General features: G+C 50.8%; 11 protein-coding genes. 7 read left to right on the top strand and 4 right to left on the bottom strand.

The genetic code is table 11. The features are described from left to right. Nucleotides 1–28 precede the first annotated feature (28 nt). Nucleotides 29–1,252, top strand: coding sequence for a mandelate racemase/muconate lactonizing enzyme family protein (locus tag AAC022_RS12965; protein ID WP_339731524.1), 1,224 nt, complete (start codon nucleotides 29–31; stop codon nucleotides 1,250–1,252). 13 nt (nucleotides 1,253–1,265) lie between these two features. Here AAC022_RS12965 and AAC022_RS12960 read toward each other — a convergent pair whose 3' ends face one another. After that, the gene (locus AAC022_RS12960; RefSeq protein WP_339731523.1) at nucleotides 1,266–2,963 is read right to left on the bottom strand and encodes a formate--tetrahydrofolate ligase; all 1,698 of its coding nucleotides are present in this window, start codon (nucleotides 2,961–2,963) and stop codon (nucleotides 1,266–1,268) included. Nucleotides 2,964–3,195: 232 nt separating this feature from the next. Here AAC022_RS12960 and AAC022_RS12955 point away from each other — a divergent pair, with 232 nt between their 5' ends. After that, a complete protein-coding gene (locus AAC022_RS12955) occupies nucleotides 3,196–4,161 on the top strand; it encodes a mannonate dehydratase (RefSeq protein ID WP_339731522.1) in 966 nt (321 codons plus the stop codon). 290 nt (nucleotides 4,162–4,451) lie between these two features. Further along, nucleotides 4,452–4,832 (top strand): hypothetical protein, encoded by a 381-nt coding sequence (locus tag AAC022_RS12950; RefSeq protein ID WP_339731521.1) that lies wholly within the window; start codon nucleotides 4,452–4,454, stop codon nucleotides 4,830–4,832. Between the two features lie 327 nt (nucleotides 4,833–5,159). Here AAC022_RS12950 and AAC022_RS12945 read toward each other — a convergent pair whose 3' ends face one another. Both AAC022_RS12945 and AAC022_RS12940 read right to left on the bottom strand, forming a co-directional pair. After that, a complete protein-coding gene (locus AAC022_RS12945) occupies nucleotides 5,160–6,467 on the bottom strand; it encodes a Gfo/Idh/MocA family oxidoreductase (RefSeq protein WP_339731520.1) in 1,308 nt (435 codons plus the stop codon). A gap of 235 nt (nucleotides 6,468–6,702) precedes the next feature. Continuing rightward, nucleotides 6,703–8,427, bottom strand: coding sequence for a response regulator (locus AAC022_RS12940; RefSeq protein WP_339731518.1), 1,725 nt, complete (start codon nucleotides 8,425–8,427; stop codon nucleotides 6,703–6,705). A 403-nt stretch (nucleotides 8,428–8,830) separates the two neighbouring features. Between AAC022_RS12940 and AAC022_RS12935 the strand changes: the two genes are divergently transcribed. The 4 genes from AAC022_RS12935 to AAC022_RS12920 all read left to right on the top strand — a co-directional run bounded on the left by AAC022_RS12935 (nucleotide 8,831) and on the right by AAC022_RS12920 (nucleotide 13,534). After that, nucleotides 8,831–9,700, top strand: coding sequence for a diacylglycerol kinase family protein (locus AAC022_RS12935; RefSeq protein WP_339731516.1), 870 nt, complete (start codon nucleotides 8,831–8,833; stop codon nucleotides 9,698–9,700). A 71-nt stretch (nucleotides 9,701–9,771) separates the two neighbouring features. Then, a complete protein-coding gene (kdsA, locus tag AAC022_RS12930) occupies nucleotides 9,772–10,638 on the top strand; it encodes a 3-deoxy-8-phosphooctulonate synthase (RefSeq protein ID WP_339731514.1) in 867 nt (288 codons plus the stop codon). Between the two features lie 132 nt (nucleotides 10,639–10,770). Next, a complete protein-coding gene (locus AAC022_RS12925; protein ID WP_339731512.1) occupies nucleotides 10,771–12,456 on the top strand; it encodes a hypothetical protein in 1,686 nt (561 codons plus the stop codon). A 37-nt stretch (nucleotides 12,457–12,493) separates the two neighbouring features. Next, the gene (locus AAC022_RS12920) at nucleotides 12,494–13,534 is read left to right on the top strand and encodes a bile acid:sodium symporter (RefSeq protein WP_339731510.1); all 1,041 of its coding nucleotides are present in this window, start codon (nucleotides 12,494–12,496) and stop codon (nucleotides 13,532–13,534) included. Between the two features lie 18 nt (nucleotides 13,535–13,552). Here AAC022_RS12920 and AAC022_RS12915 read toward each other — a convergent pair whose 3' ends face one another. Further along, on the bottom strand, nucleotides 13,553–14,170 hold the full coding sequence (locus AAC022_RS12915; RefSeq protein ID WP_339731508.1) for an XRE family transcriptional regulator: 618 nt from the start codon (nucleotides 14,168–14,170) through the stop codon (nucleotides 13,553–13,555). Nucleotides 14,171–14,296: the final 126 nt, after the last annotated feature.

Below are 14,296 nucleotides of genomic sequence, written 5' to 3'. Positions count from 1 at the left end.
GAGTCTCTTTCACCTTAAAGGAAGTCCCATGCAGATCACAAAAATCGAAACATCGATTGCGGAATCGATCATGCCCGGTCTGCTGCTGGTGCGGATTCATACCAGCGAGGGAATCGTCGGTTGTGGCGAGACCTATTATGCGCCACATGCTGTCGCCGCGATGATTCACGACTGGATGTCGCATTACCTGATGGGGAAGAACCCCCTCGATATCGAAGCGCACTGGCGGTTTCTGTATGAACGTGCCACGAACTTTGGTTCACGGGGAACCGAACTGCGGGCGATTTCCGCCATTGACTTGGCATTGTGGGATATCTTCGGTCAGGTGACTGCTCAACCGGTGTGGCAATTACTGGGGGGCTGCGTGCAGGAATCGATCCGCACCTATAACAGTTGCGGCGGCCCTTCGTATGGTGGCACAAGCGATACCAAAAACGTGGTTCACACCTGGCCCGGCTATGGTTCGGTGGGAAATCAGGGACCGTTGAATGATTACTGGTCCGCAGTGAATGCGCCGGTGGCGTTGGCAGAATCTCTGCTGGCGGAAGGCTATCAGGCACTCAAGGTCTGGACGCTTGATTTCGCCGCCCACAAAACCAACGGGCCGTTACATATCACTCATAAAGATATTACACAGGCACTGGAACCGTTTCGGAAAATTCGGGAGACGTTGGGAAACAACATCGAACTGATTATCGATGGTCACGGATTTTTTCAACTCGCCCCGGCATTACGGATTGCCAAGCGACTGCGGGAATACGACATTCTCTGGGCGGAAGATCTGCTGCGGGTCGATTGCGTGGATACGTTGAGTGATTTTCGTGATAAAGCGGAGATCCCCGTAGCGGTGAGCGAAATGTTTAACGGCCCTGATGATTATCGGCTGGCACTCGAAAAGCGGGCCGCCGATTTTGTGATGATTGATCCAACGTGGGTCGGCGGGATCTCGCAGACCAGAAACATCACGCGGCTGGCACAGTTTTATAATGTGCCTGTTGTAATGCATGATTGTACCGGACCACTGACGCTGCTATCGGGCGTGCATGTCGCCGCCAGTTCAAATAATGTCGCCTGGCAGGAAAGTTTAAGGGCGCATTTGCGAATCCTGTATCCGCAATTGATTGACAAGCAAATCCAGGTGGATGATGGGCGGATTCTGATCCCTCAAACGCCGGGCCTGGGGGTGGCCTGGTTGCCGGAATTATTCGTGCCTGGGGAAAATCAGTATCGCATCACGGAAATCTCGAAATAGTCTATCGAGTATGTTATTGCAGTCCGATAATGTTTCCTTGTTCGTCGATATCGATTCGCAAGGCAGCCGGCTCGGAAGGCAGGCCGGGCATCGTACGAATTTCGCCGCATAAGGCATACAGAAAACCGGCACCAGCAGAGAGTTTCATATCGCGCACCGGGAACGTGAATCCCTGAGGTCGTCCCAACAGGCTCGGATCGTGCGAAAGCGAATATTGGGTTTTCGCGATGCAAACCGGCAGATTGCCATATCCGAGTTGTTCATATTGCTGAATCCGACGTCGGGCCTTTGGTTCATATTCCACAGATGCAGCCCCGTAAATTTTGGTGGCGATCATTTCAATTTTGTCTTCGATCGACATTTCAAGGGGATACAGATATTGAAACTGATTTGGCTGACTGGCGGCGTTAACGACGGCTTCGGCCAGTGCGATCGAACCTTGTCCGCCCCGCGCAAATGCGTCAGTGATCACGGCGGCCACCGCCCCTTGTTCCAATGCAATTCGTTGGATTTCCGCAAGCTCCGGTTCACTGTCGTTAGGAAACGCGTTGATCGCGACCACCACGGGAAGCCCATATTGTTGAATAATGTCGAGGTGCGCTTTTAAATTGACAGCGCCAGCACGAATTGCATCCAGATTTTCTTCCAGAAGCTCTGCCGGCAACGGTCTGCCCGGACGGACTTCAAACAGTCCGCTCTGTAGCTTCAACGCGCGGGCCGTGCAGACCAGGACTTCGGCGTCTGGCTTGAGACCGCTGGTACGACATTTGATATCGAAAAACTTTTCCGCACCGCAATCGGCACCGAAGCCGCTTTCGGTGACGACATAATCGGCCAGACGAACGGCGATGAGATCGGCCACAATGGAACTGTTGCCGTGTGCAATATTTCCGAAGGGGCCCGCATGCACGAGAAAAGGTGTCTGCTCACAACTTTGCACCAGGTTTGGTTGTAAGGCATCGACTAACAGCGCCGCCATCGCACCGGCACAGCCTAACGTTTCTACTGTGACAGGCTGCTTTTCATAAGTCATACCGACGACGATGCGTCCCAACCTTAATCTGAGATCTGCAAGATCGGTTGCCAACGCGAGAATCGCCATGACTTCGGAAGCCGCCGACAGTTCGAAGCCGGTCTCGCGCAGAGGTGCCTGGGGAACTTGATCCAGGCCGGTGATGATATGCGCCAAACCGCGATCGCATAAATCCAGCACGCGTTTCCAGGTGATCGTGGCGGGATTGATTTGCGGTGTTTTTTTTCGCTTCAGATGATTGTCGATGATACTGGCCAGCAGATTGGTCGCCGACGTTACCGCGTGCATGTCACCGGTAAAATGCAGGTTGATGTCGGCCTGCGGTTCCAGAGTACACTTTCCTCCGCCGGCACCGCCCCCTTTGATGCCGAATACCGGCGCTAATGAGGGTTCACGCAGTGTGCCGATGGTGGAGTGGCCCAATTGGGATAGTGCCATTGCCAGCCCGATCGCGGTGACGGTTTTGCCTTCGCCTAACGGAGTCGGGTTGATCGCAGTCACGCCGATATATTTGGCAAGCGGTCGATCGTTGAGTCTCTGCGAGAGCCCGTGGGCAAGTTTGGCTTTATAGCGTCCGTAAGGCTCATAATCGTTACGACTCAACCCCAATCCTGCGGCGATCGAATCGATTTCCTGCAGGCTCTGATCATGAGAGCTGGAATGACTTGGTTGACTCATGCGCTGCTTCCTGGGAGTTTAAATTCTGGCCGATTAAAATCACTGTCGTAATAGGGGAATCGACTTTTCAAACGATTCAACTTCGAATTCTTTCTGTCAGTCATTGTGGAATTAAACATAAATGTCAAGAATCTAAGGATAACGACGCTTTCTTCCAGAGCGTAGCAGGAATTGGACTCAACGCAGGCGCGAATGCGTTACAACGGTTCGAAGCGATTGAAAGAAACCAGCCATGCAACTGACTTCTGTGGTAACACCATTTACGGATGATAATCTGCGGTTACTCGCTCAGATCGGCGTGACACATGTTACGATTCGGTATCCCGGCAGGGGACGAGAATGTCTGGAAACGATCAAAACGCAAGTTAATTCGTGTGGCCTGAAGATTGCCGCCATCGAAGGTTATTTGCCCATCGAAAATATCAAGCTGGGCAATGAGCGCTTTGATGCTGAGATCGAGGAGATGACGGAACTGTTGCAGAATATGCAACAGGTTGGCATTCCATTTGTCTGTTACAATTTTATGGCGGGGACAGACTGGGTGCGGACGAAGCTCGATGTGCGCGAACGGGGTGGCGCTCTGGTGACGGGCTTTGATGTGGAACAGGCAGAGCAGGCAGTTTCATTATCTGAAACCACACGAGAGAAAAATGAGAGTACGATAACTGCTGAAGAACTGTGGAGTAATCTAGAACGCTTCCTGACAGCGATGACTCCCATTGCCGAAGCGTGCGGCGTGACTCTGGCGATGCACCCTGATGATCCCCCCCTCGATTCCTTTATGGGCAAAGCACGGATTATGAATTCGGTGGCGGGTTTTGAAAAACTGATGCAGCTCGTGCCAAGTCCGGCGAATGCGATCTGTTTCTGCCAGGGAACGTTTGCGGAAATGGGCGTGGATATTCCCGATACGATTCGGCAATTGGGGCCGCATATCAAGTATGTGCATTTCCGTGATATCAAAGGCACCCGCGAACAATTTGTGGAAACATTTCACGATAATGGACCGACCGACATGTACGCCGCGATCAAAGCGTATCAACAAATTGGTTTTACGGGCCCGATCCGGCCCGACCATGTGCCTCAACTGGTGGGAGAAGAATCGGGGGAACCTGGCTATACGATGCTCGGTCGTCTGCATGCGTTTGGGTATCTGCAAGGCCTGATTGAAGCAGGCCGAAATGATCAGGAAGCATAACATCAATCGATGACAGGAGTTCGAAACTACGTCACATCACAGGCCGTTGATTTGTCTAGAATCCCATAAATTTGAACTGACTGGTAGCTGCAGGGGTGATTCCGTGTATAATCATTAAAAGCAGAACAACTAACCCAGTTGTTGTAGATTCAAATTGAAGACTCACAGGATGTGAGGGGAAGCGTTAGTATTTACTGACAATCGGGCAGGAGGCACGAACTGATGGGTGTGTTGCACGTGTCTGCGTTCTTTTCTCGAACACGAATTTTCTCTGATCTGGAGTCAGTCTCATGCGTATCCGAATGATGTTAGCCGCGGCCGCTGTTGTCGCTTGTTTCACAATGATGCCCCAAGATTCCGAAGCGGGTAGACGGGTATCTTATTACCGTGCGCCGTTTGCTTATGTGGGGCCTGCGCCTGTTTATGCCATGCCGGCTCCTGTCAATACTGCTTACTACGTACCTGCGATGACCGCCTATTACGCACCTGCGTTAGTGCCAGCGCCTGTTATGGCTCCGGTTTATTATCGACCCGCTCCTGTGGTTGTGCAGCCAGTGACAACCTACTATGCACCGCCAGTCCCGTATTACTCTCCCCGTAAAGTCGTGTATAAAACACGCGGACCAAGACTATTTGCACCGAATTATAAATCGGTTGTGAGATACAAATAAGCAATCTACGACAGGTAGGGGGCGACCCATGTGTCGCCCCGCACGGTCGACGTTCCACTTTTATCGTGGTTTAAATAGCCTTAATGGTTCCCTCGAATGAGGGAGTCCTCATCGAGTTTTAATAGGCGGGCGGACACATGGATCCGCCCCTACGTTTCAGGCACAGAAAAAGGGTAAGATTTCTATTTTCAAGAAATCTTACCCTTTCTTTTTTAAGTGCTGTTCTTGTTGAATCTCACTAACAGTGCCACACGTTATCAGTTTCCATGCATTTAGAACCTGCCGAGATGTTTCCGGCAGGCTCTTTTGGTTCGAATTGTGATCAGTTTACAGCGTCCAACCTTTGCGGTATTCGCGTTGGATGTACTGGGCGGCTTCAGGGACGTTGGTTACTTTGAGGTTTTCTGCGTCCCATTCGAGCTTCTTCTGACCGGCGCGATACGAGACATTGCCCAGCAGCACGGTTTCGGTCAAAGGACCGGCGTAACCGAAGTTACTGCCTGTAGGTGTACCGTTGCGGATCGCGTCCAGCCATTCGATGTGATGCGACTTGGGACGGGTCAGATACGGTTCCACTGGTTTGGCTTCTTTGCCAGCTTCCATGAAGACCTTGTTCGAGCCATAGTCGGCGAGCAAGCGACCGTCTTCGCCTTCAAACAGCACAGCACTATTCTTTTCGTAGATTTCTGCGCCTTTAGGCTTCCAGCCGCCATGATACCAGGTCATGTGCACGGGGGGCAATTCTTCGCGTGCTCCGAACTCGTAATCGACGCGCATCTGGCTGGGACAATCGTTCTCGCCTCCATGCCCTTTTTCGCCGACACCGACAACGGTTTTGGGGTATTTCAGCTTCAGAGCCCAGAAGGGAAGGTCCATGTAATGACAGCCGAAGTCGCCTAACTGTCCGTTCCCAAAATCCCACCAGTAGCGCCAGTTGAAATGGAAACTCGTTTCATTATAAGGGCGAAACGGCGCGGGGCCGATCCACTGATCGTAGTTGACGTAGGCGGGTGGATTATTTTCCTTGGACCGCTTACCTTCCGTCCGCACGCCACCGCCGACCCAGACATGCACACGTTTGACGGGACCAATCACGCCGGACTGAACCATTTCCACGACTTTACGATAGTTATCGGTCGCGTGAATCTGATTGCCCATCTGTGTGGGGACGTCGGCTTTGGCTGCCAGGTCGGTCAGCACACGTGCTTCGTAGACGGAATGCGTTAACGGTTTTTCACAGTAAACGGGCAAACCTTTTCGCAGTGCCATCGCGGTTGCGGGGGCATGCATATGATCGGGCGTACTGACGAGCACACCATCCAGATCCTCGCGGTCCAGGGCTTTGCGATAATCATCGTAGGTGTCTGCTTTGGGGAATTCTTTGGAGGCTATATCCAGACGCTTTGCATCAATGTCACAAAGTGCTACGAAGTTTTCTGATTTCGTGCCGGTGATATTGGAGTACGCACGGGCGGCGACACCAATGGTTGCCAGATTCAATTTTTCATTGGGGCTTTTACTTTTGGTCGCGGCTTCGAGCGATTCCAGCGGCAGGGCATTGGTGAATGCAGGAACGGCGGTTCCTGCGATCAACGCTTTCTTGAGAAACTCACGGCGGTCGACAGAATTTGGCATGGAAATTCTCCTTGTGGTGGGTAATCCAGGGTGCGTGTGGAATCAATCATGAACTCACCTGACCAGCAACAAAAAACACCTCTTATTCAGATGTCTCCCGTTTCACTGCAGGTAAAGGCAGGCTGTCAGTGATAATATATTAATGTCTTTAATATATCGCATGAGAAAACGGAAATCGAGCCTATTATGCTAAAACGCGGGAATTTTCAGTGTGTGACGCACTGGAATGGGACAATCAGTTCGAGGTTTCCGAAGTCAGGTCTTCCGAAATACTGACTGCTTTTTCGACGCCAGAAATCAACTGATCAAGGCGGAATGGTTTGTAGAGCACGCATTTGAGGCCGAGTTGGCGTGCTTTCACAATCGAGTGCGTGGGGTCATAGCCAAAGCCTGTCATCAGAATGACAGGCAGATGCTCATGAATTTCTCGGATCTGGGCGAAGCAATCATACCCGTTCATATCGGGCAGGCGGATATCGGCGATGACCACATCGTAGTGAAAACTACGGACCATCAGAAATGCTTCTTCCCCATCATGGGCGGTTTCCACTTCACACCCAAGTCGACCGAGGAGTTCGTGAGCGGCCCGTCTGACGGAGGCATCACTGTCAACGACCAGAATCCGCTTGTTGAGCAACTTGGGATTCACCTGTCTCATCGTGGGCACGTTATGATGATGGGGCGTCTGGGGAGCAATTTCGTCTCCCACCTGTTGAATCAGTTGCTTAATATGGCGAGTGTCTTTAAGGATACGCTGCAATCGCTCGCACACATTTGGCTCGTGACCAATATACCGCTCCAGAATCCAGGCTGTATCGTTGAGGATCTCATCGACGGGATCGACGACCCCACGCATAATTAATTCCGTACTGGCAGACGCCGTGGTTAATTTTTCGACGACCAGTAATTCAAGCGTATTTAATGCAATCGCGACTTCACGACTGAATAATTCCAGGAAATGCAGATCATTTTCATCAAAGGCTCCGGCATGCGGGCTTTCCACATTAAATGTGCCGAGGACTTCATCATGTAGATTGAGGGGAACTGTCAGAGAACTATGGGCATTCGGTGCCCCCGTCATATACAGCGGGTCGTGTGCGGTGTCTTCACACAGATAACTTTTTCCGGTGGCTGCTACAAAGCCGGTCACACCGTTTCCTTCAGGCTCAGCGAAGAGAGTCCGGTCAGCCGCCACCTGCTCCATCCCGACCGCCAGGAGCACATCCAGACGATTCGTGGTTTTATCGAGAATACGAATTTCAACCGTTTCAAATTCCAGCAGGTCCTGAGTATAGTGCAGGATTTTGGCTTTTAATAATTCGACCCGATCATCGACCGTCATTTCGAAGATTTCTTCGGGAGAAAGATCTCCCAGTTCCAGACCAGCCTGATAAATGGCATTCAGTTTTTGCCGCTGCAGCACTTCATCGGAGATATCTCTGACACTGGCGACGAGGTAGGTTGGTTGCTGTTCTTCTTCACCTTTGGCTAAAACCGGCATTACCTCTACATCGTAGTAACTTTTATCGCCGACGCGTAATCCGCTTTTGGCAATCGAACGTGTGGAAAACGCGGTATGGAAGGGACTGAAGTCAGGGCCTAAAATTTCGGGTGCCCCAAATGCGTCATAGAATGAAGAACCAACCAGAGGCGCTTCCTGACCACAAAGAGTGGCGAGCTGATGATTCGACCAGACAATCCGCAAGTCGGCATCCAGTACAACAACAGCGTGAGGTAAAAACTCAAGCAGGGTCCCGGACTGAATCAACGCCAGGGGTAAGATTCCAGGAGAGGCTGGCACGATCAGAGCAGATACATTTCCCTGATCAAATTCGGCAATCCCTTCCGCCAGCGTTTCTGGGGTCACGACCAGATAGTCGTCTGTTGAAAATTGTTCTCTCAACTCAGATGTCTGGTCGTCAGCGAGCCCACAGAAGAGAATTTTTTGCGGATTGGTCACTACAAAATCAGCCTTTGTCCACCAGGACAGTTGATGCTTGACTTAAAAAGGTATCATCAGGTAAAGATACCCGTTGTTTCCGCTAATTATACGATGACAATGAAATTAGTTGAGAAACAAGTCGTATCAATCTTTTATTACGTATTTCAACGTGCGAATGATAGAATACCCACTCAGCTTTTTGCGCTTTTTATTTAAAATATTACACAACATGAAAACTGTAACGATATCGTACCTATGAAATCGGCTTTCTGTCAGTCAAAATTAAGATCCAACGCGTGGAATCTTCAATTTTTTCAGATTTCTGATCCAATTTAAATACTTTTTCTCAAGTTCCCTGTCTATTCCCAAGGTTGGCACGACGCCGATTCCTGCAATCTTCAACACAAGCGAATACAGCAAAATGCCTACTCCCTGGGTCGCCATTCAACGGAACCCGATTTCTGGGACCGGAAATCGGGCCTCACTGCTGATGGAATTAATCTTCCATTTGAAGCAGAATGGGATTCGCCCGCGTCTGTTTTCCAACCGGGATCGCATGCAGAAGATTCTGTCAGCACGTTCAGTCGAAGATCAGCCAGTCTGTGTTGTGGCAGCCGGCGGAGACGGAACTGTTCAGGATGTGGTAAATCGTTACCCTGACCACAAAATCGCCATTCTCCCGCTGGGAACAGAAAATCTGCTGGCCCGTTATTTCGGCGTTGAAAAATCAGGCCAGTTTGTCGCAGAGATGATCGCCGCAGGAAACACGCGGGAGATCGATCTGTGCGAGTTGAATCAACGGAAGTTCATTCTGATGGCCAGCATCGGCTTTGATGCGGCGGTTGTAGAAACGCTGACCCTCCACCGGACAGGCAATATTTCCCACTTAAGTTATCTGAAACCGATCTGGAAAACCCTGTGCGCTTATCCATTTGAACCACTGCAGATTGCTGCTGACGGCGGGGAGGAAATCACAGCCTACCATGCGATTGTGGTGAACATCCCCGCGTATGGATTGAACTTGAATTTTGCACCAGCGGCTAAAGACCATGATGGGCTGCTCGATCTGATCGTGCTCCGGAAAAAAGGAATCTGGAGTATGCTCAAATACGTATTTCGTATCATTCGAGGTACGCACCTGGGTTCCAGAAGCGTGCACAAGCTACAGGCAAAACAGATTCGAATTCAGTCGGCTAAACCAGTTCCCATTCAGACAGACGGTGATGCCAGCGGAGCAACGCCGGCTGAGATCAAAGTCATTCCAGCGGCGGCCCGTTTCATTGTCCCTTGATCAAGACTGTCGAATGATCAATAATTCATCCCTGATGATCATCTCTTAATATAGCAGGAAAGGATTCACCCGTGCCTCAAAATCCCGTCACGATTGGTAACGTTCAATGTGGTACCAATCTCCCTCTCGTCTTTATTGCCGGCCCGTGTGTGATCGAAAGTGAAGAACTGGTCCTGACCACTGCGAAGCAACTGGCGGAAATAGCGGCAAAAGAAAACCTGCCTCTAATTTTCAAATGCAGCTTCGACAAAGCGAACCGAACCAGCGTTGACAGTTACCGTGGGCCAGGGCTCGACAAAGGTCTGGCGATCCTGGCGAAAGTCAAAGAGGAAACGGGCCTGGAAGTCACCACTGATATTCATGAACCATGTCAGGCGGCTCCCGCTGCGGAAGTCTGTCGGATTCTGCAGATCCCCGCGTTTCTGGCGCGTCAGACCGATCTGCTGGAAGAAGCTTCCAAAGCCGCGTTGAAATACCAGGGAGTGGTGAATATTAAAAAGCCGCAATTTGTGGCACCGGAAGATTGCATTCATGCCATCAGGAAATGTGAAGCATTCGGCTTGGACCAGTTGATGCTGACGGAGCGAGGAACCACCTTCGGTTACGGACGACTGGTCAATGACATGCGATGTATTCCCATCATGCAAAATATGGGAACCCCCGTAATTTTTGATGCCACGCACAGTGTGCAGACTCCCGGTGGGAAATCGACGGGCGGACAACGGGAGATGATTCCGTTTCTTGCGCGAGCAGCTGTCGCCTGTGGTTGTGATGGAATTTTTGCGGAAACCCATCCTGATCCGTCTCAAGCGCTCAGCGATGGCCCGAATATGCTGCCACTAAGTGAATTTGCCCAATTTGCGGTTCAATTACAGAAATTCCGCACGCTGGTTAATGAAATCGGACAGTCGACAGACATTCCATCTGATTCAAAATAGGTTATAGTAGAGAGCAGGAACGTTTTCTTATTGTTTTATCTGAAGTTCTTCAGAGAGTCTGACCCGATTATTCAATGCACATTGCCATCCAACTCCGGTGGAAATGTATAGTATCACGAAGCCACGATTGATATGACTTTAGCCAATCTACCACATCGTACCCTGAAATTTCGCCTGTCTATTTTGCTGGGCGTCTGTTTGTTGGGACTGCTATTAGCCATTCCCGCTTGTACTAAAACGGCTGCTCCGCCCGCTCAAAATGCGAATTCGGAAGAGGGTTCACAGAAATCGGAATCAGAGTCGGGGAACCCGGACTGCAATAGCTACATTGATAATGCGATGAGCATGCTGGAACCGGGACGCCTGGGAATCAGTTCTACTCTGGAAAGTGCCGTGGGGCTGTTGAACGAATGGACCTTTAACTGCGGCAATTTTGACAGCAAGCCTCCTGTTCTGACAGATTCTCAAAAGCCCTTTTTCAAAAAATATCTGAGTGAAGCACAGCTGGCAAAGATGGACCTGACGCGTTTTACGAAACTCGATGGAAAATTCATCCGAGATTCACAGCTTTTTAACGGAATGATGAATGCCGCGATCGAAGGGCAGAAAAATGATCGGGAACGTGCAACGGCTGCCTTCTATTATTGCATGGATAATCTCGCTCTGGTCCCGTATGAGCAAAACGTTCTGCCACTGTCGCCTTACGAACTCTGTATTCTGGGAATCGGTTCTCCAGAGCAACGTGGCTGGGTTTATATCGATGTGATGCGCCAGTTACGCATTGATGCGGTACTTCTTCGTCCCGCCAAGCCGGCTCCGTTTAAGCTGCTGGTAGGAGTGCTCCTTGACGAAGGCGTTTATCTGTTTGATCCGGTTCTGGGATTGCCGATTCCTGCCAAAGCGCAACCCGCCGATGCGATTTTGATTCAAAACGCGGCATCGCTGGCTGACGTGTATCAAAATCCAGAAATCCTCACAGACTTTTACGGCGAGGAAGCGAAGAACCGTTTTTCAGCCGAGGAATTGAAATCGGCGGAAGTCGTGATCATGGGCAGAAGCAGTGAATGGTCGGCCCGGATGCGACGGCTCGAAGATTCTCTGTCACGCAAACAAAGCTTTGTGCTGTTTCGTAATCTGGATGAATTTGAAGGGGACCCGGGCTTTATTAGTCACATTCAAACCATCGGCAAAGGGATTCTGAAAGATGCGACGATTCAAGTCTCTGAATATCCCGATTCCCAATTGAACGCCAGTGAAGCGGTCACAGGTGAACTGGCCAAGAAAATATCGGGAATGAAGTTGCCATTTCGCGCCCCGGTTCCCTTTGACGTTAATACCAAAGTGGAAAAACCAGGTGGCTTATTTGAAGTCAAATGGGGCGCCCCGACCAAGAAATTATTGAAAACCAGAACGACCCAACTGATGGGAGATCAACAGGCGGCAATTTCAAGTTATGTGACGACTCGTCTGGAAGCAGGTTTTCCTGGAGACTTAATCGTTCCTCAGGAGACCCGGCTGATGCACCTGATGGCGGCGCAGCAGGCCGCTTATTTCCTGGCAGTCGGACAATACATTCAAGGAGAAGATGCGTCAGCATCCCGTTCCTTTAACGATTACTTGCGAATTTATGCACGCGTCGACCCGGGCCGCACATTAGCTGCCACCTATCTAATGGCACTCAGTGACGCCAAAGCCGGAAAGCTCTCCAGTGCGATTTTATCTGTCGCCGAGAACAAACCTCCGGAAGCGCTCAAACCGGCTTTCCCTTATCTGGAAAAACGCTGGCGCGCCATTCGAGAGAAAGCCGCTGAGAAATAAACGCCTTCGCGGCACTACTTCAACCGAAATCCGAGACATGCTTTCCTTCCTACGTCGTCGCTGGTTTTTATTGTGTATCACACTGGTCATCGTGGCAGGCGTTTATGCCGGCCATCAGGGATCAGAGGATGTGCTGTCTGAGGTGAAACAGTTCATTCGTCCCTCTTGGCTGACGGCGATTGTATTATTCCTGATGTCGCTCAGCCTCAACTCAGAGCATCTGCTGACATCCATTCGCAAGCCGGCGCCGCTGGTTTTGTCCCTGGCGACAAATATCATTCTGCTTCCGTTAGTCGCCTGGGCACTGCTGCCTTTACAAATGACGCCCGATTTCCAGGTAGGCCTGATCATCATGGCGTGTGTTCCCTGTACGTTATGCGGTGCCTCGGTCTGGACGCGACGTGCGGGTGGAAATGACGGAATTTCCTTAATGGTCACGATGATCACCAATGGTGCCTGTTTTTTAACGGTACCGTTCTGGATTTTATTGATCACTTCACATGAAATTGAATTTGATCGTGTGACAATGGTGACGAAACTGTTCTACGCCGCCATGCTGCCTGTGGTCATCGGACAAATCCTCCGACTCAATCCCCGGATCAAACAGTTTGCCGACGGGATTACTTCGAAGCTGGGAACCATCGCACTGGTCTTCGTATTATTCATGGTTCTGCTCGCAGCAGTCCAGACGGGACATGGCATTCGAACCTCCGAAATCGGAATTTCATTTACGGCCGTCGCGATTGTCTGGATCAGTTGTATCGTGGTCCATGTCAGCGGTTTCTTTTCCAATATGCTATTGGGCAAAGCGTTTCAGTTTCATCCGCGCGATCAGATTGCCAGTGCCATCGCCGGCAGTCAGAAAACCCTGCCGATTGCGGTCTTCGTGGCCACCGATGCCTCGATGTTCGGAGACGCGGGCATTCCCTCGGCAGTTTTTCCGCTACTGATGTTTCACACGTCGCAGTTCTTCATCGACACAATCCTGGCCGACCGGCATCGGGAAAAGTATGGTGCTACCGAAGAATCAGTGTCGTTGCCGGTGGAAGAGCAGCCTGTTTCTGCCTGTGGACAGTAGCGTGCCTGACATCTGTTTTTAGTTCTGATAAATCACAACCAGAAACAGAACGGCTTCGCCGCGTCCGGTGTTACTGATGGTGTGAGGCACATCGACGCGATAACTGGCCGAATCTCCCGGGCTGAGCTGTGTGCTGTCGTCGCCTGACTGCAGTTCGATCTTTCCTTTTTCGACCGTGAGGAATTCACGCGTGCCTTTAAAGTGCGGCGCGCTGTTCAATTTCCCTCCGGAGTGCAACAGGACTTCATAAAATTCGACATCCTTTTCCAGATGCAGGGGCGACAGCGTGCGAATACGGCACTCGGCATCGGAACGGTAATGAAAGGTGCGATCATCGGCGCGAATCACTTCGATCGAAGAAGTAGAAATCGGCGCTTCCACCAATTCTCCCAGCGCGATCCCGAATGCCTGTGAAATTCGGACTGTAACCGCCAGCGTTGGATTTGCCTCGCCTCGCTCGATCTGACTCAGCATCGAACGGCTGACGCCACAGGCGGCCGACAGGGAATCGAGTGACCAGCCACGCTCTTTACGTAACGCGCGGACACGCTGCGAAAGCTGGCCACTGATTTCATCGGGTGAAAGCTCAGAGGCAGTACTTGAGACGCTTTGTTTTCTGGGGGGATCTGTCGACATAATAAAATCCGGTATAATGGATCATTTCTCTTGCAAAACGGAAACCATTTTCTATTATAATGGATAATGAGCCGATATAAAGGATTCTTAGTTACTATCCCTTCAAAAATATTCGGGGAATGGATC

The organism is uncultured Gimesia sp. (assembly GCF_963976445.1).
In the GTDB taxonomy this organism is placed as follows: domain Bacteria; phylum Planctomycetota; class Planctomycetia; order Planctomycetales; family Planctomycetaceae; genus Gimesia.
The sequence above is the reverse complement of the archived record's forward strand: the minus strand, read 5'-3'. Positions and strand labels throughout refer to the sequence as shown.